The following is a 23,497-nucleotide window of genomic DNA, read 5'->3' as shown; positions in this document are numbered from 1 at the left end:
TGCTCCAGGCGCTTGCAAGCGGGTTGCCGATGCATGGGTGAAGAACCGTGTGTGCTGATTCTTAACAAAAAACAGGAATGAGCAGGACGCTTGGGTTAGTGTGATTAAGGACTTTTGGATGGTCAGCGGTTTGCCGCCGCAGTCGTTTGTCCTTTTCCACCATACCCCAAAATTCCCTGCTCTACTATGATAACAAATGTTCCCTCTTTCAAAGCAGCGCTGCTGTTTTGCGTGGCCTGCCTGCTGCTGATAGCGCCGGCGCAGGCCCAGAAAGTCCTCGAAAAACTCAATCGCGGCGTAGTGGCCGTGCGCACCAGCAGCAATCAGGTTTATGTAGGCTGGCGCTTGTTTGGCAACGACCCCAGCGGCATCGCCTTCAACGTGTACCGCGGCGCAGTGAAAGCCAATGCCGCGCCCATCACCAACTCCACCAACTTCGTCGACAACACCACGGCCAACGCCACCTACAGTGTGCGGCCTGTGGTGAATGGCGTGGAGCAGGCTGGCTCGTCAACGGCGCTGGTGCAGGCCAAGCAATTCCTGTCGGTGCCTTTGCAAGTGCCTACCGGCGGCACTACCCCCACCGGCGAGGCCTACACCTACAGCCCCAACGATGCCTCGGTGGCCGACCTGGACGGCGACGGTGAATACGAAATAGTGCTGAAATGGGACCCCTCCAACGCCAAAGACAACTCGCAGTCGGGCTACACGGGCAACGTCTACATCGATGCTTACAAGCTGAACGGCACCCGCCTGTGGCGCATCGATTTGGGCCGCAACATTCGCGCCGGGGCGCATTATACCCAGCTCATGGTGTACGACCTCGATAGCGACGGCAAAGCTGAAATTTCGGTGAAAACCGCCGATGGCACCGTGGATGGCCAGGGCGTAGTGATTGGCAATGCGGCGGCCGACTATCGCAACACGGCCGGCTACGTGCTGGCTGGCCCCGAATTCATGACCGTATTCAACGGCCTGACTGGTGCGGCCATGGCCACCACTGCCTACCTGCCCGCCCGTGGCGCCGTGAGCAGCTGGGGCGATAGCTACGGCAACCGCGTCGACCGCTTCATTTCGGCCATTGCCTACCTCGACGGCCAGCGCCCCAGCCTGGTGATGGGCCGCGGCTACTACACCCGCCTGGTGCGCGTGGCCTGGGACTGGCGCAATGGCCAGCTCACCCACCGCTGGACCTTCGACAGCAACGACCCCGGCAACGGCGCATACGCTGGGCAGGGCAACCATCAGCTCACAGTGGGCGATGTGGACGGCGATGGCAAAGACGAAATCTGCAACGGCGCCAGCATCATCGACGACGACGGCCGCGGCCTGTATTCGACCGGCTACGGCCACGGCGACGCCCTGCACATGACCGACATGGACCCCTCCCGGCCCGGCCAAGAAGTGTGGATGTCGCACGAAACGCCTTCCCAATACGCTGGCAAAGGACTGCAGCTGCGCGACGCCCGCACCGGCGAGCTGCTGTGGGGCGTGAACACAACCGGCGATATAGGTCGGGCCATGGCCGCGGACATCGACCCGAGGCACCTGGGCTATGAAATGTGGGGCTCCTCGGGAGGGCTGTATAATGCCAAAGGCGAGCAAATCGGGACGGCCAAGCCCACGGTGAACTTCGGCCTGTGGTGGGACGGCGACTTGCAGCGCGAGCTCCTCGATGCTGGTTATAATTCCACCACCGGGGTTAGCACGGTGCGATTGGAAAAGTGGAATTATCTCACCAATAGCCTCTCCCGCCTGCTGACGCCCAGCTTGCCTGAAAATGGCACCGGTCAGACCATCAACACCACCAAGGCCAACCCGTGCATTTCGGCTGATATTTTCGGCGATTGGCGCGAGGAGTTCATTCTGCGCTCCGCCGACAACACCCAGCTGCTCATTTACACCACTACCATCCCCACGGCCACCCGCATTCCCACGCTGATGCACGATGCGCAGTACCGGACCCAGGTGGCGCTGCAGAACTCGGCTTACAACCAGCCGCCTCACCCCAGCTTCTACCTGGGCGAGGGCATGACGGCCCCCACGTATAACATCAGCCTGATTGGCGCCGCTATTACGCCCATGGTGAGCCCCGCCAGCTACCTGGCGCCCGCCAACGCAGCCGCCGTGTATGGCAAAGACATTCGCCTGGATTGGGACGGTGCCGCCGACCGCTACAATGTATTCGTGGGTAGTTCGCCCGGCGCCCTGCAGCTGGTAGCCGAAGGCATAACACAGTCGGAGTACCTCCTGGCTGGAGCCAATCCATTGGGCACCTCCTACTGGCGCGTAGACGCTCTGAAAGACGGCGAAGGCACCCGCGACGGCGAAGTAGCTGTGGGCAGCGTGTGGTCGTTCCAGGCGCAGGACCTAGTGGCTCCCACCGTGCTCAGCAAAGATTTTACGGTGACCTTGGTTAATGGCACGGCCAGCATCTCAGGCGCTGACGTGGACAATGGCAGCAGCGACGACTACGGCATCGCCAGCATCGTGGCAAGCCCGGCCACCTTTACTTGTGCCACGCTGGGCGAAAACCGCGTCACCCTCACGGTCGCCGACAACAACGGCAACACCGCGACGGCAGCGGCCACGGTTACGGTAGTCGGGAGCATTCCCACGCCAAGCATTGCCGTCACGCCCTCGAGCACTGTGTATACCGGCGGCGTGCCTACTACGCTTTACCTGGGCTATGGGCCGCAAGCAGCCACGCTCCGGGCCTCGGGAGGCGTGAGCTACCAGTGGAGCCCAGCCGCTGGCCTGAGCACCGCCGCCGGGGATGCGCCGGTGTTCACGGCCACGGCGCCAGGTACCTATGCCTATACCGTGACGGCCACCAACGAGTACGGCTGCACGGCCACGGCCACCGTCACCCTCACCGTGATAAACGCCGTGTGTGGCAACAAGAACGACAAAGTGCTGCTGTGCCACAACGGCAATACCATTTGCATCGATGCGGCTGATGTGCAGGAGCGCCTCACCAGCGCCGGGTACCGCGACGTGTTGGGCGCCTGCCCCGGCACCGTTGCCAGCGCCGAGGCAGCAACCGCCGCACTGGCCCGGCCCACCGCTTTCGAAGCTTATCCTAATCCGTTCATGGAGCGCACCAGCATCAGCTTCCAGAGCGCCGGGCAGAGCGCGGCCCGCCTGCAGGTGTTCAACGGCATTGGCCAGGTGGTGGCTACCCTATTCGATGGGGTGGCCGAAGCCGGCCAAGCCTACACGCTGACCCTGGAAAGCAAAGGGCTGCCCACCGGCCTGTATACCTGCCGCTTGGTGCTCAATGGCCAGGTGCAAACCCAAAAGCTGATGATAGTCAGGTAGCTTTTGCTGTTGATGCGTTGAAAAAGGGTTGCCGCTTTGGCAGCCCTTTTTTGTTGCCTTGCTGCCCTGGCTGCGGCAGGCCCGCTGCTTGCTGCGGGTGCCGGGCAAACAAGTTGGGCAAGGTGCTGCTTGTTGAAGCCCTGCCTGGCTCAGCTGTAGGGGTTTGCTCACCGCTGCTGTTTATGCCTACTACCCTCGTTGCCCTGCACTACTGGGCCGGCGCCGGCCACGAATTCGACGCCCTGCGCGCGCTGTTGCCCACGGTGCGGCTGCTGAGTCCCGACCTGCCCGGGTTTGGCCAGCAGCCGGCTCCGGCCGGGTTCGACTATTCGGTGCAAGCCTACGCCGATTGGGTGGCGGCCTACCTGCGGCAGCATGCCGTGGGCCAGTACACCCTACTGGGGCACAGCATGGGCGGCAAAATTGCCCTGGCCATGGCGGCCCGCCGCCCGCCGGGCCTGCAGCGGCTGTTGCTGTTGTCGCCCTCGCCGCCCACCCCCGAGCCCTTCACCGATGCCAGCCGGGCCGCGGCGTTGGCCGCGTTTGGCCACCCGGCCGCCGCCGAGCAAACCTTTCGCAACATCACCCAGCAGCCCCTGTCGCAGGTTTTGCACCGCCAGGTAGTGGCCGACAACCTGTGCAGCCAACGCCCGGCCTGGAACGCGTGGCTGGAGCGCGGCTCCCGCGAAGATATTTCGCCGCTGATGCCCCAGCTGGAAGTGCCTTGTACCGTGCTGGTAGGAGCGCACGACCGCGCCATTACTCCCCAAACCCAACGCCAACAAACCCTGCCGTGGCTGCCCCCGGGCACGCCCTTGGGCGTACAGCCCCACGCCGGACACTTGCTGCCCCTCGAAGCCCCCGCCGCCGTAGCCGCCTTGGTGCAGGCGCCGGCTTAGCAGCGCCTGGCTGCTCTGCGTTGGGCTGCCAGCCTTGTCACTCTACCTATGTCCCTCGCCACCGAATTATATGTTGCGCTTCGCTGCCACTGGCGGCACTACCTGGCCGAGGCTGCGGGCCTGGCTTTCTTCATTACCTGGGGCAGTTTGCTCACCGTCGCGTTCGAGCATCCGGCCTCGCCGCTGCACCAGGCGCTGCCAGGGTCACAATTTGAAATGGTGCGGCTGGGCTTGGTTGGGTTAGGCATGGGCCTGGTGATAGTGGCCGTGGTGTACAGCCCCTGGGGCAAGCAGTCGGGCGCTCACATAAACCCCGCCGTCACGCTGGCGTTCTGGCAAATGGGCAAAATCCGGTTGGCCGATGCGCTCTGGTACGTGCTGGCCCAGGGGCTGGGCGGCATTGCCAGCGCCTGGCTGTGGGCGAAGGTGCTCGGAGGCTATTATGCCCATCCCAGCGTGCACTACGTCACCACCAAGCCCGGGCCCGCGGGGCCAGGCGTGGCCTTTGTGGCCGAATTCATTATTTCATTTATCCTGATGGGCGTACTGCTCACCGCCTTGCACCACAAGCGCCTCAAAAAGGTCACTGGCTGGCTGGTAGGGGCCTTACTCGCCATCTATATTCTGTTCGAAACACCTTACTCGGGCATGAGCCTGAACCCGGCGCGCTCGCTGGCGTCGGCCGTAGTTGCCGATGATTTCGAAAGCCTGTGGGTGTACTTTGTGGCGCCAACGACGGCCATGTGGCTGGCTACGATGCTGTTTCTGCGCTTCCGCCTCGGGCAGCCGCTGGCGTGTGCCATCGTGGCCGGCTGCGAAGCAACTCCCAACTCGCCGCACGCCGAAGCGCCGCCGCACTACCCCGCCAAAGCGGAGTGAGTGAGCCAAACGCCTCTTGACAAGCACTTCTCGGCAAACTCGCTTATTCCAGTGCCCGGCTGCGGAACAGCAGGTAGCCCAAGTGCCCATACACGCTGAAGCGGCGCGAGGGGTCGTCGTAGAACAGGGCGTGCACCGCCAGCGGGCCCACGGGCGTCTGGAAAACCAGGCCCGAGCTCGCCGTGAGGCGCGGCCGTTCGAAGCCGTTGCTTTTCACGGCCCGCTGCTCGTCGGTTTGCCGCAGGGGGCGGTAGTTTACGTGAGTAAATACCTCGTTGCGCCACTCCAGGCGGCCCAGCACGGGCAGAACGTAGCGCAAGCCCACGGCTGTGTAGCGCGGCGAGCGGTAGTTGTCCATAAACGAGGTGCGCGAGTCGGGCAACGGGGCAAACACTGGCGCTGTAGTCAGGCTGGAGCGGTAGTTGGCAAATACGCCCTGTGTGCTAGCCACTACCTCGGCGTAGTAGCCCCAGGAGTGTTTGTCGCCTTTAAGCGAGAAGTATTTCTCTAAGGTGCCGCGGAGCTGCACCCATTGGTGGTTTTGGGAGAGTCCTTCCTGTAGCGAAGTGTCGCCGGCTCGGTAGTCTTCCGAGCCGGTTACGCCCCGCAGGGTTAATACGCTCCGCTTGCCACGGGTGGCGTATTGCTTGCGGTTGAGGGAGTTGCGGGCAAACTGCAGGGCCGCCGTGCCGCCCCGGAAATTGGTTTTGTCGAGCCTCGTCGAACTCGTTATTTCACGCACGTTGGCGTAGTCATCGCTGAGGTAGAAGGCGCCCACATCCAGCACAATGCGGCTGCGGTAGTTGGGGCTAGCCCCAATCTGGGCGCCGATTTTGGTGTCTTGCTGGCGCACCTGGGTGCTGAGCACGTCGCGGCCGAGCAGGCCGCTGGTGTTCTGGTAGTCCCAGCGGTTGTAGGTGATGGTTGGCTCCACGTAGAAGGGCAGCCGGCCGGGCACGTTCACCCGGAAGCTGCCCTGGGCGCCGTTGTAGAAGCGGCCCAGGCTCACGTTGGCCGCAGCCGTGTACAGCAGCCGGCGCAGGTAGCGATACTCCAGGCCCACATACAGGTTGTCGAGGGGACGGTTGCTGAGCACAAAGCCCACTTCGGCCGACACGTTGTTGTTCTGGCGGGCGTCTACGCTCAACACGTAGCCGTTTTGAGCCGGGTCGAACTTGAGGCGCGGGTAAATGTTGCGGAAAAAGTCGTCCGACGCCAGCCGGAAGTAACCTTCCTCCAGGCCGTCGATGGTATAGGTGCTGCCCGAACGCCGAAAAAACTGCTGGGCGTAGGCGTTCTGCTCGGGGCGCAGGCCCTGCACCCGCACCTGCACAAAGCGCGGCGCAGGCGCCCCCGCCTGAAATGCCTGCCGGCGCTTTTGCAGCTCCAGCGTATCTACGCGCCGGGGAATACGTTTCCTGAGCAATTCGAGCTGCCGCTGGGTGGCGGTGTCACCTTTGGCAATCAGGGCGTTCACGCGGTCGAAGTCGGTGCCGCCGAAGCCTTCCAAATCGGGCTGAATGAAGATGCCGTTTTTGCCCACGCTGGAAGTATCAGCCACGTTGGCGCCAAGGAATAGGAGCGTGCCGGTCAGCAGGTCGTCGTCCTTCTCAAACGGATACTTTTTATACGCCACATCACCCACGTTCACCCCAATGATGACGTCGGGCGCAAACTCTTTGCGCATGACATCGGTGGGGAAGTTGTTGTAGATGCCGCCGTCAAACAGGTAGCGCCCATCGGGGTTGCGAATGGGCCGGAAGGCCAACGGCACCGTCATGGAATTGCGCACGGCATCGGCCAGCGAGCCGCTTTTCTGAATCACCTGCTTGCGCGTAAACACCTCCGCCGCCAGGCAGCGGAAGGGCACAAACAGCTTATCGAAGTCGTAGTTGGCCTGGGCGGCGGCTGGGGCCAGCGTGCGGGCCAAAGCGAAGTTCAGGTTCAGGTCGTTGACCAGGTTGGTGCTCACGCGGGCCCGAAACGTAGAGTCCAGCGCCACGCCCACCCGCAGGGCCGACGGCGATGGCTCGGCCGTGAGGTAGTTGAAGGTCTTATCTTCGGTCAGTTTGCCGCTCACCCAGTTCTGAAAATCGGGCCGCAGCATCAGCTGCTCCATTTCGCGTGGCGAGTAGCCCGCCGCGTACAGCGCCCCCACTATGGAGCCCATGCTGGTGCCAATGATGTAGTCGATGGGGATGCCGTTCTTTTCCAGCACCTTGAGCACCCCCACGTGGGCAATGCCTTTGGCGCCGCCGCCGCTCAGCACCACGCCCACGCGCTGGGCCTGGGCCGAGAATGCCAGCAACCAGCCCAGCCCCATAAACACAACAGTACGCGGTAATATTTTTAGCATAAAAGCAAGGAAATGGGCTTTTTAGCCCAAACGGTTTTCTCTACGCCGCGCAAGTTGGGCGGGTTGTTGTACGCAAGTACGCTGCCCTGCTTTTGGTATGGGCAGCGCGGTTGGTGGTGGTAGTGGCTCACCATTTCTTAAAAACTACATATACCGCCGCTATTAGCAGCAGAAAGCCCACCACGTGGTTCCAGGCCAGTTTGTCGGTTTTGAAAACGAACACCACGCAAAGCGAAAAAACCGTGAGCGAGATGACTTCCTGAATCACTTTCAGCTGAAATAAGCTGAACGGTCCGCCATTGCCCTCAAACCCCAGCCGGTTGGCCGGCACCTGGAAGATGTACTCGAACAACGCCAGCCCCCAGCTCACCATAATGACACCGAACAGCCCCAATTTGGCAAACCAAGCCATTTTCTTGAACAGGTGCAGGTGCCCGTACCAGGCAAATGTCATGAACAGATTAGAGATGGTCAGCAGCAGGAGGGAGGATATGCCTTTCATGACTTTAAAAGGGAATAAAGGCCAGGTCGGGGGTGAATGAATAACGAAAGCAGCCAGGCTTCGACCAGCGCCTGCATAGGGCTTGGCCGTTCCAAACAGCTTGCTTCCCAAAGCTTAGCCGCGCCGCAGCCACAAAATAGCCCTCCAAAACCATGGTTCTGGAGGGCTAGTACCAACAGGCAGCCGGGGCCCGCTACTGGCAGATGCTTTTGTCGAAGGTTTTGGATGGGTCGACCGGAGCCCCCGCCCAGTTGGCCGTAAACCCGTCGGTGATGCTCGTGAAGCGCGGGTATGGCCCCGTGATGGTGACGCCTTCCAGCGGCCACCGCCAGTCCAAGGGAATCAGGATGCCGTTCGGGTAGGACTTGCCGTTGGCGGCCGTCCAGGTGTCCCGATTTGATACTTCGTGGATGTAGAGGTCGTAGCCAGTGCCCGAGGTGGCATTGCCAGAGTTGAACACCGTGATGTAGGGCTCAAAGGGCTTGGCGCTGTTGTAGGAGAAGGCGTTGTTGAGGGTCATCACCACTTCCCGGCGCACGAAGGGCACACACGGCGGCTGGGAGGTGGTATTGGCAAACCCGCCCGGACCGGGAAGGGCAGTCTTGGTGCTCTCAAACACGGTTACGTAGTAAAAATTGGCATCCTGGGTGTAAGACGTAGAGCCGAAAATGCCGGCTATGCCCGTTTTCGGAATCCGAAACCGCACCTTATGGTCGAAGGTGGCGCCCCGGGCCACCAGCTGGAAATTCACCTTCAGCTCGCTGGCCGACTTGGCAATGGTTGACTGCACCACCAGGTCGTTGTAGTCGCTGTCGTTGCCGTTGGCCTGCCGGTCTTCCCAGGCGTAGGTATACACAATGCCGGGGGCGCAGTCGGTTTTGCAAAACTCGAAGTAGCCGGAGCCCGGGCTGCCGGCAAACTGCTTGGCGCCGTCTTGCGCCACGCCATCGGCCGCGTCGGTGCACAGCCCGCCCCAGGCCTTATCGCCGTTGGAGAGCACGGCGTTAGTGGCCACGAAATAGCAGTCGCTGCTCAGCTGGTCCACGTACGCCTTCGGAATGATGGCGGTGAAGGTGGTTGTCTGGTCGGCGGGTGTCCAGGTGCGCGAAACTTCAAATTTTGTGGGCACCACGCCGGCGCCGCTCAGCTTTCCGGCGGCCTGCAGCTGCGCCAGGCTGGTGAAAATATCCAGGTGAACCTCCGTGAGGTAAACGCCTGGCGTGGTTAGTTTGTAGGTCACCAGCAATTCGCCGTTGCGCGTGACCAGGCCCACCGCGCCCACGTATTTGCTTTGGTTAGCCACCAGGCACACCTGCTTGCACGAGCCGGGAATGCTGCCGGTGATTTTGCTGATGCCGCCGAGCGTTTGGTTTTCGTCGGGCTTCACTTCGGCTTCTTTTTTGGTGCAGCTTTGCGAAGCCAGCAGCAAAACCAGCAACGAAAGCAGCCCGGATTTTTTGAGTAAACTTCTGACTAATATCATAAGGCGAGTGTGCTGGTTAAGCGAGTAGTTATCAGCTTCGGCACTGCGAACCTAGTTGTTACTCACGGGTTTTGGTATATAGTTTATTTCAGGTTGCTCTATACGTTGTTCCAAGGCTGAGGTTATAGGTCGGCGGCTGCGGGCGCTTGGTACATAAGAGGGGCATATGGTTGGGGTAAATGCCGCTTTTAGTAGCGCGAAGTTGTAGCTGTATTTCCACGCACTTTAGCTCGCTCTGAGGCGGTGGCTACAAGATTCGTGCTACATCCAGAGACCTAAGCCCTGAGTCACGGTACTATTCGTCGTGGCCGTGTACTGTGCTTATCGGTGCTGCGGCGGTTTCCTTGGCTTCGCGCTCCAGGCGCTGCCGTTCGGTTTCGGAAGGGGCGCGCGCCAGCTTGCTAAGGTCGGGCGAGCCGCCATCGACCCAGCACGTATACCAGAAATTGCCGATGAGGGCCGCCGCGTAGCGCATCTGACGCTCCACCTGGCCGTTGAGCCGGGCGTGGTAAGCCCGGCTGAACTCCCGCGAGTAAGTGCGAATGGTTTGAGTGCCGCGCTGCTCGTAGCCATATTTCTGGTCGCCGGCGTATTGGGCCGTCAGCTCGCGCTCAAACCGCAGCACCGAGTCTACGGCAGCATGCGAGCGGATAACCGCGCCCCAAATGGCATCGCTGGGGCTATCAAGGTACTTGGCTTTGCCCGTAAACAGGTCGTAGTCGGCACTCAGCAGCTCGGGCAGGCGCGACTCCCACAGGCCGTGAATGCCGCGCTGGCCCGTGAGCTGGCCGTTGTAGTTCCGGGTGGTGTGCAGCGGCACGCAGGCATCGGCAATGTAGTGGCCCATGTCGGCCGAAAGGCGCAAGATGCGGTCGGTGTCGCGAGCCTGAAAGGCGGCGGTGAGCTGGTTTTTCATCGTCACCACGTTCCAGGGCACTATGCCGTGGCGGAGCAGCGAGTCTTCGCCGTAGCGCGCAACGGCATCGGCGTACTTGCGCGGCAGCCTGTACGCGGCGCTGTCGCCGTAGCGGTCCACGTCGAGAAAGTGCTTGGGCGCCTCGCCGGGCACCAGGGTGCGCCGCGAATCGGGGCGCGTGGCGTTGGCGGTCAGGTACTCGATGTTGGCCTTGTAGAAGCCCACCATGGCTGGCGGCAGTGTGTACACCGCCAGCCGATTGAGCAGGCGGTGGCCAAAAAAACCCCAGGCCTGCGCCTGGCGCGCCAGAAACAGCAGCGGCAAACTAAGCAACAGCAGCAGTACGTACTTTTTCACGACTAACAAGGTATAGGGCCGGCTGGCAAAGTCAACGGTAGGCTTTTCCCAGAGCCAATGCCCGCGCCGGTGCCTGCCAGCAGCTACCGCCGCTTGCCGTCGCCCGCAAACCGCATGCGGTAGTCGTGCTTCACGTCGCCTTTGCTGATGCGGGCCAGCTTGCCCTTCAGCAGCTGCTTCTTGAAGGCCGAAAGCTTATCGGTAAAGAGAATGCCTTCTAGGTGGTCGTATTCGTGCTGAATGATGCGGGCGGCCATGCCGGTGAAGGCTTCCTCGTGCACCTGGCGGTTTTCGTCTTCGTAGCGCAGCACAATGTCGGCGTTGCGCTGCACCAGCTCCCGCACCCCGGGAATGCTTAGGCAGCCTTCTTCAAAGCCCCAGTGCTCGCCGGTTTCGCTCACCATCACGGGGTTGATGAACGCGCGTTTGATGGGGGCTTCCAACTCTTCGCCTTCCTCCTGGTCTTCCTCGTCAACCTCCACCATGGGGCCCGAATCCATCACAAAAAGGCGCACGCCTTTGCCGATTTGGGGCGCGGCCAAGCCCACGCCGTGGGCGTAGTACATGGTTTCGTACATGTCGGCAATCAGCTGCTGCAAGTCGGCAGCGGGCAGGTCGGTGGGTAGGTTTTTGGCTTTGGTTTTCAGCACGGGGTCGCCGATGGCGACAATGGAGTAAATCATAACGGTGGTCGTTGTCAGGTATTCGTTGTCGGTTGTCAGAGGTAATTGCTGTGGATGTTGTCAGTCATCTCCCCTCCGGGCTAACAACTGACAACAAACAACCACCAACTAAATTTCCCGCATCAGCGGCGATTCGAGAAAGGATTGAAGAATGATGGTGGCGCTGATGCGGTCTACGGTGGCCTTGTCGCGGCGGGCCTTTTGGCCGAGGCCGCCGGCCAGCATGGTGGCGTGGGCCATGCGGGAGGTAAACCGCTCGTCAAGCTCGTGCACGGGCACTTCGGGCAGCTCGCGGCGCAGGCGGCGCAGCAGGCCCACCACGGCACTGGTCACGTCGGTGGGCTCGTTGAGCAGGGTGCGTGGCATGCCCACCACCACCGCCCGCAGCGGCTCCCGCTTGTGGTAAGCCAGCACATACGCCACCAGGTCCTGGCTGTGGATGGTTTCCAGGGGCGAGGCAATCATGCACATGGGGTCGGTGATGGCCAGGCCCACGCGCTTGTTTCCGTAATCGATGGCGAGGATGCGGCCCATGTGCCCGGTGGTGAATGTGCGAAGCGTATGCAGTGGCAGGTATTGCCGCCGCAAAGATACGCCCGGGCCGGGAGGCCTCAATTCATTGCCTGCGCCGAAGCCGGGGCCGAGAGTATCAGTAGTTGCTACCTGGAGTTATTGTCACTGGAGCAGGCCCTAGTTGGATGGGTTGATATAAGGTGACCGCACGAAGTAATTGAGTTCGACTAAACGCGAGCAGCCTTCAGAAAGGCTGTATATGGTGTTTCATAATAAAGTGATAGTGTAGTGCGGGGTGGGAATACGGCTACACAATGCCGAATAATTGCAATATCCCGGCCATGGAGTCGGTATTTGCCTTTTAAATGAAATGATTGTATTGATTTATGAAATATCCCTATAAGGGACTTGCTCTGCCTGTGACCAGGAAAATTTCAATAGTTTTGGTATCTATTTGAGTTTTATCTATTCGCTAGTACTCGTTTTACACGCATGGCTGCTCCCTTGCCTGCTGCACCAGATACCGGCCGGCCCGCTGCCACCAAGCGGTACGGGTGGCTGCGCCAAGGGGCTTTGCTGGTGCTGGCCGTGGGCTGCGGCATGCTGGTCGCTAATAATCCGTTTCGGCCTTCCTCTGACAACCCCGATGCCACGGCGCGCGGCTACCTGCGTTTCAAGGAAATCCTGAGCTACGTCGACCGGGACTACGCCGACTCCGTCGACACCGACCGCCTGGCCGATTACGCCGTGGCGCAGATGCTGGAAAAGCTCGACCCGCACTCCGTCTACATTCCGGCGCGTGACCGCGAAAAGTCCGACGCCTTTCTGCAAAGCGACTTCGACGGCATCGGCATTGAGTTTAACCTGTTTCGCGATACCATGACCGTGGTGGCCCCGCTCAGCGGCGGCCCAGCCGAACAGGCCGGCGTGCAACCCGGCGACCAGGTGATGAGCATCGCCAACCGCCGGGTGTCAGGGGCCCACCTCACCATGAGTCGCCTCACCGAGCTCCTGCGCGGCCCGCGCGGAAGCACCGTCAGCATGGAGCTTCGTCGCCGGGGGCTGGCCCGCCCGCTGCTACTGTCCATTGCCCGCAGCCGCATTGCTAATTCATCGGTCGACGCGGCTTATCTGGTTGATGACCAAACGGGCTACATCAAGGTGAGCCGCTTTGCTTCGAATACCTACGACGAGTTCAAGGCAGCCCTAATCGACCTGCGCCGCCAAGGCCTCACCCGCCTTGTGCTCGATTTGCGCGGCAACCCTGGCGGCTACCTCGACCGGGCCACCCGCCTGGCCGATGAGTTCATTGGCGGCTCGCGCAAAATTGTGTACACCGACGGCAAGGGCGAGCATTACGATTCGCAGACCTATGCCCGCGTGGCCGGCGAATTCGAGCAAGGCGCCCTGGTGGTGCTGGTGGACGAAGGCAGCGCCTCAGCAGCCGAAGTCGTGGCCGGCGCCCTGCAAGACCACGACCGCGCCATCCTCGTAGGGCGTCGCACCTTTGGCAAAGGCCTCGTGCAGCAACCCATAGCCCTCAGCGATGGCGGCGAGCTGCGCCTGACCATTGCCCGCTACTACACGCCCTCCGGACGCTCCATTCAAAAGCCCTACGGTGCCAGCCACGCCGACTACAGCCGTGACCTCGCCAACCGCCTCACCAACGGCGAACTAACCACCGCCGACAGCGTGCGCTTTGCCAAAGAGCTTCGCTTCCGCACCGACCACGGCCGCGTGGTGTACGGCGGCGGCGGCATCATGCCCGATGTGTTTGTGCCCCGCGACACGCTGGCGCACTCGGCCTACTTCACCAAGCTGATGAGCCACGGCGTGGCCCGTGCCTACGCATTGGCGTTTTACCAAGCCAACAAGGCCGAACTTGAAGGCCTGCGCTTCGAGCAGTTCAACGCCACCTTTCGCATCACCGACGCCCAGCTTGTGAGCCTGGCGGCCCAGGCCGCCCAAGCCGGCGCCAAGACCGATGCGGCCGCCATGCGCCGCTGTGCTCCGTTGCTGCGCAATCAGCTCAAGGCATTCATTGCCCGCAGTGCTTACGGGCCGGTGGCGTACTACACGGTGCTGCGCGAGCAGGACCCCGAACTGCAGCGTGCCCTGCACGCCGTGGGCGACAGCACTGCCCAACTGGCGTTGCTTGGGAAGTAATGAGAGTAGAATTAAGAGTCTGAACCGAGTACAGCAGAACGCCATGCAGGCCCTCCCAACACGTGTAGTTCAGCCTGCGCGCACTGCTCAGGAACCCAATAGCAGGCGGAGCCCGTAACTTCACTACTCAAATCCCACCCCTCTGTTATGTCGCACTACCATCGTCTCGGTCAAATTCCTCGCAAGCGCCACACCCAGTTTCGGCAGCCCGACGGCACGCTCTACTCGGAGCAGCTGGTGGGCACGCTGGGCTTCCACGGCGTATCGTCGTTGCTCTACCACGTGCATCCGCCCACTCAGATTAAGCACGTGGGCCAGCCGCGGCCGTATGCCCCCAAGCTGCTGAAAGACCGGCCGCTGCAGCCCGAGCACCTGCGCACCCTGGCCCAAACCAGCACCGGCGGCGACTACCTGACCGCCCGGCAAACCCTGCTCGGCAACGCCGACGTGACCATGAGCATCTGCAATCCCACGGAACGGCGGATGGCGTATTATTACAAGAATGCCCAGGCCGATGAAGTGATTTTTGTGCACGAAGGCCGCGGCGAGCTGTGGAGCCAGATGGGCAAAGTAGCCTTCGAGCCCGGCGACTACGTGGTGGTGCCGCGCACCGTCATTCACCAGCTGCATTTCGAGGAAGGCCCGGTCCGTCTCATGATTATTGAGTCGTTCAGCCCAGTAGAAACCGTGCGCCGCTACCGCAACCATTTCGGCCAGCTGCTGGAGCACTCGCCCTACTGCGAGCGCGACATGCGCCCACCGTCGGAACTCATCACCGACGACTTTCCGGAGGGCGACTATGTGCTGCAGGTTAAGAAAGAAGGCATGCTGCACGAGCTGACCTACGCGCATTCGCCCTTCGACGTGGTGGGTTGGGACGGGTACTTTTACCCCTACGCCTTCAGCATTCACGATTTTGAGCCCATCACCGGGCGCTTGCACCAGCCGCCGCCCGTGCACCAGACGTTCGAGGGCCACAACTACGTCATCTGCTCGTTTGTGCCGCGCCTGTTCGACTACCACCCGCTCGCCATTCCGGCGCCCTACAACCACTCCAACGTCGATTCGGACGAAGTGCTGTACTACGTGGCCGGCAATTTCATGTCGCGCAAGGGCGTCGATTTGGCTTCGTTTACCTGGCACCCCACGGGCCTGCCGCACGGCCCGCACCCGGGCACAGTAGAGGCCAGCATCGGCAAAACAGAAACCCACGAGCTGGCCGTCATGCTCGATACCTTCCGCCCGCTTTACCTCACCGAGGCCGCCCTGCCTTACGTCGACGCCCGCTACCCCATGAGCTGGAACCCCGGCTTCGTGCCCGACCCGCCCCGGGCGGCCGACATGATGGATTAATTTTTGCCGTGCCCTATATAATCTCTCAAACTATTATAATTCAATGAAAAAGATACTCCTGCTTGCACCGTTGGTGCTGTTTCTGGCCTTGGTCGGCTGCAAGAAGATTGACAAGCTGCTGACCTTCAATGTGGACGTGGCCCAAAGCGTGACTATCCCCGGCTTTTTCGTGGGAGCGCAGCTGCCGCCCGTGAGCGTGACTACCGGCTCGGCCGAGTCGTTTCGCAACAACAAAACCTCCCGCGAGAAGGTGAAAGACGTGTACCTGAGCAGGATGGTGCTGACCGTGACCAACCCCAGCGGCTCCACGTTCGACTTCCTGGAAAAGATTGATATTTTCATCAACACCCCCGGCGCCAACAACAAGATTCTGCTGGCCAACCTGCAGACCGTGCCCCGTGGAACCAACGTCATCACGCTGGTGCCCACCACTGCCAAGCTCGACGAGTACCTCAAAGCCGAAAAGTATGAGCTGACCGTGGACGCGAGGGTGATAGGCTTCAACGCCAACGATTTCACCGTTCGGTCGGATGCCACCTTCAAAGTAACCGCCGACCCGCTCTAAGGTCAGCTGAAAACCGGGTTCAAACAAAAACGCCAACGCCGGCCCCGATAAGGGCCGGCGTTGGCGTTTGCAGCAAGTATGGGTTGTTATTTCACCACTACCTTCCGGTTGTAGTGGTCCATCATCCGGGCAATGTCGGCCGGGCGAGTGTAGTCAAGGTTATTGGCAGCCGCGAACGTGCGCACGTCGTCGGCGCGGGCGCCAAACAACCGCAGCACCGCGGTCTGGGTGGGCTCGAGCGGGCGTAGCGGCTCGGCGCCAATGGTGCCCGGGCCCGCCATAAGAGTGGCCACCAGCGGCCGGTTGCCATTGGGCGTGGGCACCAGGGCAATGGAGTAGAGCCAGCCAAGCACCAGCGGCCCCGCGTCGATGGCCGTGAGTATCTCCACAAATTCGCGGCGGGTGCCGCCGTTGCCTTCCTTCACTTGGCGGCAGCGGAAACGGCGCACCGGCGTGTCTTTATCCTCGGGGTCGCCCACGTCGAAACCGCGCAGGCTGGCGGCCGACCACAAATGCGTTTCTTCGATATCGATGGAGTCCTGAACTTCTACCAATTGCAGGCCGGCGTGGTAGCGGAGCCCCGGTATGGGCCGATACCGGCCGTCGAAGGTGCGCAGGGCCCCAAACTGGAACGTTCCATCACCCACAAACCCCTTCGACTGCTGGCTGAGCGAAGTCCGCAAGGCCTGCCCCGAGGGTGAAGCATTGGCTTGCTGGTAAGCCAGTTGCGCTTCGGCCTGGTCCCGCGCTGTCTGAGCCTGGGTCGGCTGACAGCAAGCCATAATGAATATGGCAAATAAGTAGTAGGAGTGCTTCACTAACTAATTATAATGGGAAACTGAATTATAAGGGTACCAAAAATACGATAACATCGCCAAGTATCTCGCATTTTCAGCCTTATTTCAATCTCCATGCCACTGCTCTAACTTATGAGCAAACAATATTTCTGTTGTTTGTAACTAGTTGGTTTTCTTATGCTGATAGATATAAAAGGTCAACATAAGAATAGAAGCCAAGTGCAGCTGATAACATGCATTTATCACGCACTAAGTTTTAGCGACAATGAATTGTGCTATTCTAATTTGCGTGATGATGGGCAGAATTATATGCAGCCAAAAAGATGGGCGCTAGGCTGCGACTTCAAGGCTTCCTTGGCGCTGATGAGGGCCGATGCGGCATGAACTAAAAATGAGAGCATCGCCCAAATCATTGACAGCTGCTTCTCATTTCTTAAATGGCAGGGGAGAGCCATTTGAGGAATGAGAAGCAGCTATCTGCCCTTAAGCGCGACGCTTAGCGGTTGCGGCCGTACTGCTCGTGGCTGCTCACCCAGTCGGAGCTGCTGATGGCGGCGCCGAGGCTGAGCTCGCCGGCCAGCACCACGCCGGCCACGATTTCGGCAAACTTGCGCACCGTGCCGCGGCCCACGCAGCCCAGCATTTGCAGGCATTCGTTTTGGGTGGCCAGGCCGGTGCCGCCGCCGTGGGTGGCCACAATGAGCGAAGGAATGGTGATGCTGATGTAGAGGTCGCCCTCGGGCGTGACTTCAGAGTATAGAATGCCGGCGCTCGATTCGCTCACGTTGGCCACGTCCTGGCCCGTGGCAATGAACAAGGCCGTGATGCCGTTGGCCGAGTGCGCGCCGTTGTTGTTGGCGCCCGAAATGAAGGCGCCCACGTTGCTCACCTGCCCATGGTAGGCCAGCTGCTCGGGCGTCACGCGCATGCGCTGCATCAGCACGTCGCGCTTCACTACGGCCTCGGCCACCACGCGCTTGCCGCGGGTGCGCATTACGTTGATTTGCGAGGCTTTCTTGTCGGTGGCGAAGTTCGATTCGAGGTAGAAGTGCTCGATTTTATGGTCTTTGTAGTTCTCCAAAATCCAGGAGCAGGCGGCAAACGTGGCGCGGCCCACCATGTTCTGGCCCGCGGCGTCGCCGGTGCTGAAATTGAAGCGCAGGTAGGCAAATTTGTTGCTCAGGTAGGTGTCGATGTATTGCAGCTTGGCCACGCTCGACGTGCTTTCGGCCTCGGGCCGAATCTGGTCGATGTTGTCTTCCACCCACTTGCCAAAGTCGCGGGCGCCGCGGGCATCGTGAAACACAAACACGGGGGCGCGCTGCATGGCATCGCCCACCACGGTGCACTTCACGCCGCCGCACAGGTTCAGCACCTGAATGCCGCGGTTGTAGCTGGCCACGAGCGTGCCTTCGGTGGTGGCCATCGGAATCAGGAAGTCGCCTTGGGCGTGCTCGCCGTTCATGGTCAGGGGCCCGGCCAGGCCCACCGGAATCTGGGCCACGCCCACAAAATGCTCGCAGTTGCCCTGCAGCTTGTGGGCGTCGAAGGAGTAGTGCTTGAGGTGCTGGAACTCCTTGCCCGAAAACTCCTCGGCAAAGCGTTGGCGGGCGGCAATGGCGGTGTCGGAATAGTCATCCTCGGGGGAGCGCGGAATGCGCGGCTTGTGGTTGTCGGCGCTCACAATGGCGTCTTCCACTTCCACGTGCAAGTCGCCGAACGCATCGGTAGAAAACCATACCTGCACCGGATGAATGCCTTGGGGTAGGGGCTGGGTATCGAGCATAATCTTCAGGGACCGGCCCACGGGCAGCTCAATGGCTTGGCCATCGGCGTTGATGTCGGCCGCACTCTGCTGCTCGCCGTTGCCCAAATCAACCCGAATGTTCTCCGCCGGAACCACTACCCCACCAATTTGCACCTGCTTAAAGCCGGTGACCTTCACCGTGTCCAACCGATTTTTGATGCTGAACGCGACGCCCGCATTTTCGGGCAGGTTGTGTAGGCTGCCGCGGGTGTAAAGCAGCTTCAGGAGCATGGGACTGGGAGTGAATACCATCTTTTAGGTGGGTATGAGGTGATACAGAAGGTGGGCAAGGAAGTGCGCGGGAGTGAAGGTGGGAAATTTTAGGGAGAAAAGTGCCTTGTTGCCGCGTTAAAGTAGAGCACTCGGGGCTGCAACCATACGGAATGCTGGTTGCGAACCACGCCGGCCCAAGCCTGCGCATGTGCGCTGCCCCCTGAGCTTATGAAGTGAACACCGATAAGAATTTTGAGAAAGCAGACCCTCGAATTTCGGTGCGCTATTTATTCTAGTCAGGAAGTGATTTGCGAGAACGAGGTAGAGACGCAACATTTTGCGTCTCCGGGACCGCGCCGTTAAGCCGTTCCATTCAAGTCGTTCAACGACGAGACGCAACAGATTGCGTCGCTACCTCCGCCAGCCGATTTTCGCATTCCACTGCGCGATGAGTATAACGGTAGCGGCCTCCTGCTTATATTTAGGTAACTAAGGTATTGACCAGACTTATGCGTCTATGGTGGTTCAATGGGCCGGGAGCTCCCGGTCAATTTAGCTGCTTCAAATGCCTTTGGGCCGTTAAAACTCTCGAGTCTCGGGGCGGTTGATAGGCCCGTGCGTGCCCCCAACCCAACGCAAAAGGGAGGGGGCGGCGTTGCCCTTGTTACCTTTGCACTCCGCTGGGCATACCCGGCGGCACCCTCTTTTTCTGCTATGTCCTTATCACCTAACTACCCACGCTTCACTCTCGGTAGTGCCCTTACGGCCGAGCAGCGAGCTTTTTTTGCTAAGTACGGCTTCCTTCACTTTCGGCCCTTCGCTACCCCCGAACACGTTCAGCAAATCCTGAAAGCAACCCAGGACGTGCAAGCCAAATGGCTGGCCGAGGGTGTGGAAAAGGTTAACGGCGTGCCCATTAAGTACGGGCAGGACGTCGACGGCTCGCGCATTGTGCAGCGCTTTGCCTTTGCTTCTCAGCACAGCTCCGTGCTGCACGAGCTGTTGCAGGATGCCCGCTTCAAGGCCTTATTTCCCTTGCTCGAAGCCGAAGGCGGCCGGGTGGGCGAAAACGAGAAAGACGGCCTTGTGGTGAACCACTACGTGAACGTAGAGGGCTCGGAATTCTCACAAATGGGCTGGCATACCGATTCGCTGCGCGACGTATTCTACGGCAAGCGCATCGGCCCCATGCTCAACGTGGGCCTGCACCTCGACGGCACCAAGGCCACCAACGGGGGCCTGCGCGTGATTCCGGGCACGCACCGGCAGGGCCTGCACAAGATGCTGTTTCGCAAGAAATACTACAAAGACGTGTACTACGACCCCAATGAGGTGGCCATCGAAACCGAGCCCGGCGACCTCACCGTGCACGACGGCCGCATGTGGCACCGCGTGGCCCAGTCGCCGCTCACGGGCGAGCCCAGCCGCCGCCGCGTGATGTACGTGCCCATTATTTCGGGCAAGTACCAGCCCAAGAGCGAGGACAGCCCCACGCCGTTCTACCTGCGGTTCTTGCACCTTGTAAAATAATTCATTCAACAATTAACAGTTACCATTTAACAACTGATGGTGAGTTAAGCTGCGCCTCTTGCTAAATGATAGATTGCTGTAGAACGAATTGTTAAATGTTAAATGATAATTGTTAAATGAGTTATGCTCTTGTTACCGGCGCCTCTCGCGGCATTGGCCGGGCTATTTCGCTCCTATTGGCCCAGCGCGGCTACGACTTGCTCCTGGTAGCTCGCTCCGAAGACCAGCTGCTGTCCCTGGTCCAGGAGATAGGGCAGAAGCATCACCGGCAAGCGCATATGCTGGCCCTGGACCTGGCCACTGCCGGTGCCGCCGAAACCGTAGCTGCCTGGGCCAACCGGCAAACCAACGAGCTGGCCATCCTGATAAACAATGCCGGCTACGGCCTGTGGGGGCGCTTCGAGCAGCTCAGTCTGGCCGAGCAGCAAAACATGCTGCAGCTGAACATGACCCTGCCCGTGGCGCTCACGCATGCCCTACTGCCTGCCTTGCACAAGGCCCCGAAAGGCTACATTCTGAATGTGGCAAGCACAGCCGCTTACCAAGCAGTGCCGTCGTTAGCGCTCTATGCGGCCAGCAAGGCGTTTTTGCTGAGCTTCAGTAGGGGCTTGCGCTACGAGCTGAAGACTAGCAATATATCGGTTACGTGCCTGTGCCCCGGCGCCACCACCACCAGCTTTGCCGACCGGGCAGGCATGGGCGCCGAGCTACAGGCCACCGCCAACAAAGTATCGATGACGGCCGAAGCCGTGGCCGAAGCCGCTGTAACCGGCATGCTGGCTGGCGAGGCCGAACTCATTCCCGGCATTCTAAACAAGGTATCGGCGGGGCTCACCAGCGTGGTCCCGAAGGGCATTGTGGAGAAAATTGCGGCGGGTATCTACGAGAAGTATTTGTAGAGTACACGTGTCGCTAAACAAGAAAGGACACCCCGACCGGGGTGTCCTTTCTTGTTTAGCAGTTGCTTAGTTTAAAAGCGGAAGTCTCTGCGCTTGCACACCTGGCCGGCTACCCAGTAGGCTAGCCAAGCAAAAAACGGCGCCGCGAGCACATCATAAGAGTAGTGCACCCGCTGCACCAGCACCAGCAGGCCCACGGCTAGGGTCATTAGCACCATCACGTGGCGCCACTTGCGGCCACGCCCGGCCAGCACCAGCAAGGCCATGGTGGCCGTGTGGCCCGAGAAAAACAAGTCGCGGACGATGGGCTGGGTCGTGACTTCAAAAATGTGGTCTATCAGCGGGTCGTGCAAGATTACCAGGCCAGTGGGAGGCTCCAGCGGCACCAGCCACAGTGTGAGCATGCGCAGCAGCTGCAGCAAATAGTATCCCCACAGGGCCCGCAGCAACAGCTTGGGCCGCGGCAGCAAAAAGACCAGCGTGGCCGCGATGCTGCTGTAAATGAGGGCGAACGTCGGGCCCGATACATCGTGCACGGGCAGCAGCGCCAGCAAAGGGTCGTTCAGTAATTGGCCGGGGCGCGACTGGATGAAATGGTAGAACTGCGGAACCACGAGCAGCAGGCTCAGCAGCAGCAGCACCACCAAGCCTAAGCGCCAGCGGAAGCCCGCCCACGCCCACGCCGCTGGCCAGGCATGCGCGCCGGGCTGGGTGGAGTGGTTTTCAGAAGCTGTTTGCGGGAAAGAAGGAGTTAGTAGCGTAGCCACGGAAAAGATGAGTTTTGGAAATCGATAACCAAAAAACAAAGCACAAAAATACGGCGCCGGCTCAACAGTAGCACGTTGCTTGGTTACGTTGGCTTAACATTGCCTTGCAACACCCCAATGGCGTGCTGCGCTCCCTTACCGTTCAATTTTTTAATGACAATGCGTACCCTCACTTCTGTACTCACGGCTGGCGTGCTGCTGGCCACGGCCCACGGCCCCGCCCTTGCCCAAACTCCCGCCCTTAATGCCCGCATTGCGCAGCTGGCTGCGCAGGAAGAAAGCAAGGTGATAGCCTGGCGGCGCGACCTGCACCAGCACCCCGAACTAGGCAATGAGGAAACCCGAACCGCTGGCATTATCGCCGCCCACCTCAAAAAGCTGGGAATAGAGGTGCAAACCGGCGTGGCCCGCACCGGCGTAGTGGGCATTTTGCGGGGCGGCAAGCCCGGCCCGGTGGTGGCCCTGCGGGCCGACATGGACGGCCTGCCCATCACCGAGTCTAATGACTTGCCGTTTGCCTCCAAGGCCACCGCCACCTACCTTGGGCAGCCCGTGGGCGTGATGCACGCCTGTGGCCACGACACCCACGTGGCCATGCTCATGGGCGCGGCCGAGGTGTTGAGCCAGGTTAAGAAAGACCTGCCGGGCACCGTGAAATTTATCTTTCAACCCGCCGAAGAAGGGTCGTTGCCGGGCGTGGAGGGCGGCGCCAAGCTCATGGTGAAAGAAGGCGTGCTCGACAAGCCCAAGGTCGACGCGGTGTTCGGCGTGCACATCAACGCGCAGACCGAGGTGGGCAACCTGGCTTATCGACCGGGCGGGATAATGGCTTCGTCCGACCGGTTCACCATCAAGGTGAGCGGCAAAGGCGCCCACGGGGCCTACCCCTGGAACAGCGTGGACCCGGTAGTGACCGCCGCCCAGATTATCCTGGGCCTGCAAACCATCGTGAGCCGCCAAGTGAAGCTGATTGACGATGCCGCCGTGGTAACGGTGGGCACCCTCAACGCCGGTGTGCGCTACAACGTGATTCCGCCCGATGTGGAAATGAGCGGCACCATTCGGGCCCTGAATACGGACGTGCAAAAACAAATCTGGGCCTCCATCCGCCGCATTGCCACCAACATTGCCGAGAGTGCCGGCGCCACAGCCGAAGTAAAAATCGAGCCATACGTACCCGTTACCAACAACGACCCCGCCCTCACGGCGCAGATGCTGCCCACCCTGCAGGCCGCGGCAGGCCCGACGCATGTGCGCGAAATCAAGGCCGTGACGGGAGCCGAAGACTTCTCTTTCTACCAAGAGAAAGTGCCCGGGTTGTTCCTCTTCGTGGGCGGCATGAGCAAAGGCCAGGACCCGGCCAAGACGGCCGACCACCACACGGCTGGGTTTCGCATCGACGAAAGCGGCCTGACGCTGGGCGTGAAAACGCTGGCCACTCTTGCGGCCGATTACCTCAACGCGGCAAAGCGCTAGCAAGAACCGACCCGT

Annotated in this window: 18 protein-coding genes; 9 read left to right on the top strand and 9 right to left on the bottom strand. The window is 60.7% G+C overall.

Annotated features, from left to right (window positions below):
- Positions 1 to 186: 186 nt before the first annotated feature.
- The 3 genes from BMZ66_RS26370 (at position 187) to BMZ66_RS20515 (ending at position 5,099) form a co-directional block, all read left to right on the top strand.
- Positions 187 to 3,321 carry a rhamnogalacturonan lyase family protein gene (locus tag BMZ66_RS26370; protein WP_092677903.1) on the top strand — a complete coding sequence of 1,045 codons (3,135 nt, stop codon included), beginning with the start codon at positions 187 to 189 and terminating at the stop codon, positions 3,319 to 3,321.
- A gap of 182 nt (positions 3,322 to 3,503) precedes the next feature.
- The gene (locus BMZ66_RS20520; protein ID WP_143080314.1) at positions 3,504 to 4,220 is read left to right on the top strand and encodes an alpha/beta fold hydrolase; all 717 of its coding nucleotides are present in this window, start codon (positions 3,504 to 3,506) and stop codon (positions 4,218 to 4,220) included.
- Between the two features lie 48 nt (positions 4,221 to 4,268).
- On the top strand, positions 4,269 to 5,099 hold the full coding sequence (locus BMZ66_RS20515; protein ID WP_092677899.1) for an MIP/aquaporin family protein: 831 nt from the start codon (positions 4,269 to 4,271) through the stop codon (positions 5,097 to 5,099).
- Between the two features lie 43 nt (positions 5,100 to 5,142).
- Here the strand turns inward: BMZ66_RS20515 and BMZ66_RS20510 are convergent, their stop codons facing one another.
- The 6 genes from BMZ66_RS20510 to ruvX all read right to left on the bottom strand — a co-directional run bounded on the left by BMZ66_RS20510 (position 5,143) and on the right by ruvX (position 11,930).
- Complete coding sequence (locus BMZ66_RS20510) at positions 5,143 to 7,455, bottom strand: patatin-like phospholipase family protein (protein WP_092677897.1); 2,313 nt, start codon at positions 7,453 to 7,455, stop codon at positions 5,143 to 5,145.
- A gap of 127 nt (positions 7,456 to 7,582) precedes the next feature.
- On the bottom strand, positions 7,583 to 7,957 hold the full coding sequence (locus BMZ66_RS20505) for a DMT family protein (protein ID WP_092677895.1): 375 nt from the start codon (positions 7,955 to 7,957) through the stop codon (positions 7,583 to 7,585).
- Between the two features lie 193 nt (positions 7,958 to 8,150).
- Positions 8,151 to 9,440: an LruC domain-containing protein gene (locus tag BMZ66_RS20500; protein WP_092677893.1), complete on the bottom strand. Its 1,290-nt coding sequence runs from the start codon at positions 9,438 to 9,440 to the stop codon at positions 8,151 to 8,153.
- 295 nt (positions 9,441 to 9,735) lie between these two features.
- Entirely contained in the window at positions 9,736 to 10,713 is a 978-nt protein-coding gene (locus BMZ66_RS20495) for a zinc dependent phospholipase C family protein (protein WP_234795187.1), read from the bottom strand.
- An 83-nt stretch (positions 10,714 to 10,796) separates the two neighbouring features.
- Positions 10,797 to 11,396: a peptide deformylase gene (gene def / locus BMZ66_RS20490; protein ID WP_092677890.1), complete on the bottom strand. Its 600-nt coding sequence runs from the start codon at positions 11,394 to 11,396 to the stop codon at positions 10,797 to 10,799.
- Positions 11,397 to 11,504: 108 nt separating this feature from the next.
- Positions 11,505 to 11,930 carry a Holliday junction resolvase RuvX gene (gene ruvX / locus BMZ66_RS20485; RefSeq protein WP_092677887.1) on the bottom strand — a complete coding sequence of 142 codons (426 nt, stop codon included), beginning with the start codon at positions 11,928 to 11,930 and terminating at the stop codon, positions 11,505 to 11,507.
- Positions 11,931 to 12,401: 471 nt separating this feature from the next.
- Between ruvX and BMZ66_RS20480 the strand changes: the two genes are divergently transcribed.
- The 3 genes from BMZ66_RS20480 (at position 12,402) to BMZ66_RS20470 (ending at position 15,993) form a co-directional block, all read left to right on the top strand.
- Positions 12,402 to 14,075 carry a S41 family peptidase gene (locus BMZ66_RS20480; RefSeq protein WP_092677884.1) on the top strand — a complete coding sequence of 558 codons (1,674 nt, stop codon included), beginning with the start codon at positions 12,402 to 12,404 and terminating at the stop codon, positions 14,073 to 14,075.
- 147 nt (positions 14,076 to 14,222) lie between these two features.
- Positions 14,223 to 15,428, top strand: coding sequence for a homogentisate 1,2-dioxygenase (locus BMZ66_RS20475; RefSeq protein ID WP_092677882.1), 1,206 nt, complete (start codon positions 14,223 to 14,225; stop codon positions 15,426 to 15,428).
- Between the two features lie 43 nt (positions 15,429 to 15,471).
- Entirely contained in the window at positions 15,472 to 15,993 is a 522-nt protein-coding gene (locus tag BMZ66_RS20470) for a hypothetical protein (RefSeq protein ID WP_092677880.1), read from the top strand.
- 86 nt (positions 15,994 to 16,079) lie between these two features.
- Here BMZ66_RS20470 and BMZ66_RS20465 read toward each other — a convergent pair whose 3' ends face one another.
- Complete coding sequence (locus BMZ66_RS20465) at positions 16,080 to 16,775, bottom strand: hypothetical protein (RefSeq protein ID WP_143080313.1); 696 nt, start codon at positions 16,773 to 16,775, stop codon at positions 16,080 to 16,082.
- Positions 16,776 to 17,286: 511 nt separating this feature from the next.
- Positions 17,287 to 18,849, bottom strand: coding sequence for a hydroxymethylglutaryl-CoA reductase (locus tag BMZ66_RS20455; RefSeq protein WP_092677874.1), 1,563 nt, complete (start codon positions 18,847 to 18,849; stop codon positions 17,287 to 17,289).
- Between the two features lie 675 nt (positions 18,850 to 19,524).
- On the opposite strand from BMZ66_RS20455, the gene BMZ66_RS20450 reads away from it, so the two are divergent.
- A complete protein-coding gene (locus tag BMZ66_RS20450; protein WP_092677872.1) occupies positions 19,525 to 20,340 on the top strand; it encodes a phytanoyl-CoA dioxygenase family protein in 816 nt (271 codons plus the stop codon).
- 116 nt (positions 20,341 to 20,456) lie between these two features.
- The gene (locus BMZ66_RS20445; protein WP_092677869.1) at positions 20,457 to 21,239 is read left to right on the top strand and encodes an SDR family NAD(P)-dependent oxidoreductase; all 783 of its coding nucleotides are present in this window, start codon (positions 20,457 to 20,459) and stop codon (positions 21,237 to 21,239) included.
- A gap of 71 nt (positions 21,240 to 21,310) precedes the next feature.
- Here the strand turns inward: BMZ66_RS20445 and BMZ66_RS20440 are convergent, their stop codons facing one another.
- Entirely contained in the window at positions 21,311 to 22,006 is a 696-nt protein-coding gene (locus BMZ66_RS20440) for a phosphatase PAP2-related protein (protein WP_143080312.1), read from the bottom strand.
- A 159-nt stretch (positions 22,007 to 22,165) separates the two neighbouring features.
- Between BMZ66_RS20440 and BMZ66_RS20435 the strand changes: the two genes are divergently transcribed.
- Positions 22,166 to 23,482 carry an amidohydrolase gene (locus BMZ66_RS20435; protein WP_092677865.1) on the top strand — a complete coding sequence of 439 codons (1,317 nt, stop codon included), beginning with the start codon at positions 22,166 to 22,168 and terminating at the stop codon, positions 23,480 to 23,482.
- Positions 23,483 to 23,497 lie beyond the last annotated feature (15 nt).

The organism is Hymenobacter arizonensis, from assembly GCF_900115775.1.
In the GTDB taxonomy this organism is placed as follows: domain Bacteria; phylum Bacteroidota; class Bacteroidia; order Cytophagales; family Hymenobacteraceae; genus Hymenobacter; species Hymenobacter arizonensis.
This window is presented reverse-complemented; position numbering and strand designations above follow the sequence as displayed.

Coding starts and splice junctions, on each gene's coding strand:
- BMZ66_RS26370 (WP_092677903.1), top strand. CDS start 187: ATGATAACAAATGTTCCCTCTTTCAAAGCAGCGCTGCTGTTTTGCGTG.
- BMZ66_RS20520 (WP_143080314.1), top strand. CDS start 3,504: ATGCCTACTACCCTCGTTGCCCTGCACTACTGGGCCGGCGCCGGCCAC.
- BMZ66_RS20515 (WP_092677899.1), top strand. CDS start 4,269: ATGTCCCTCGCCACCGAATTATATGTTGCGCTTCGCTGCCACTGGCGG.
- BMZ66_RS20510 (WP_092677897.1), bottom strand. CDS start 7,455: ATGCTAAAAATATTACCGCGTACTGTTGTGTTTATGGGGCTGGGCTGG.
- BMZ66_RS20505 (WP_092677895.1), bottom strand. CDS start 7,957: ATGAAAGGCATATCCTCCCTCCTGCTGCTGACCATCTCTAATCTGTTC.
- BMZ66_RS20500 (WP_092677893.1), bottom strand. CDS start 9,440: ATGATATTAGTCAGAAGTTTACTCAAAAAATCCGGGCTGCTTTCGTTG.
- def (WP_092677890.1), bottom strand. CDS start 11,396: ATGATTTACTCCATTGTCGCCATCGGCGACCCCGTGCTGAAAACCAAA.
- ruvX (WP_092677887.1), bottom strand. CDS start 11,930: ATGGGCCGCATCCTCGCCATCGATTACGGAAACAAGCGCGTGGGCCTG.
- BMZ66_RS20480 (WP_092677884.1), top strand. CDS start 12,402: ATGGCTGCTCCCTTGCCTGCTGCACCAGATACCGGCCGGCCCGCTGCC.
- BMZ66_RS20475 (WP_092677882.1), top strand. CDS start 14,223: ATGTCGCACTACCATCGTCTCGGTCAAATTCCTCGCAAGCGCCACACC.
- BMZ66_RS20470 (WP_092677880.1), top strand. CDS start 15,472: ATGAAAAAGATACTCCTGCTTGCACCGTTGGTGCTGTTTCTGGCCTTG.
- BMZ66_RS20465 (WP_143080313.1), bottom strand. CDS start 16,775: ATGGCTTGCTGTCAGCCGACCCAGGCTCAGACAGCGCGGGACCAGGCC.
- BMZ66_RS20455 (WP_092677874.1), bottom strand. CDS start 18,849: ATGGTATTCACTCCCAGTCCCATGCTCCTGAAGCTGCTTTACACCCGC.
- BMZ66_RS20450 (WP_092677872.1), top strand. CDS start 19,525: ATGTCCTTATCACCTAACTACCCACGCTTCACTCTCGGTAGTGCCCTT.
- BMZ66_RS20445 (WP_092677869.1), top strand. CDS start 20,457: ATGAGTTATGCTCTTGTTACCGGCGCCTCTCGCGGCATTGGCCGGGCT.
- BMZ66_RS20435 (WP_092677865.1), top strand. CDS start 22,166: ATGCGTACCCTCACTTCTGTACTCACGGCTGGCGTGCTGCTGGCCACG.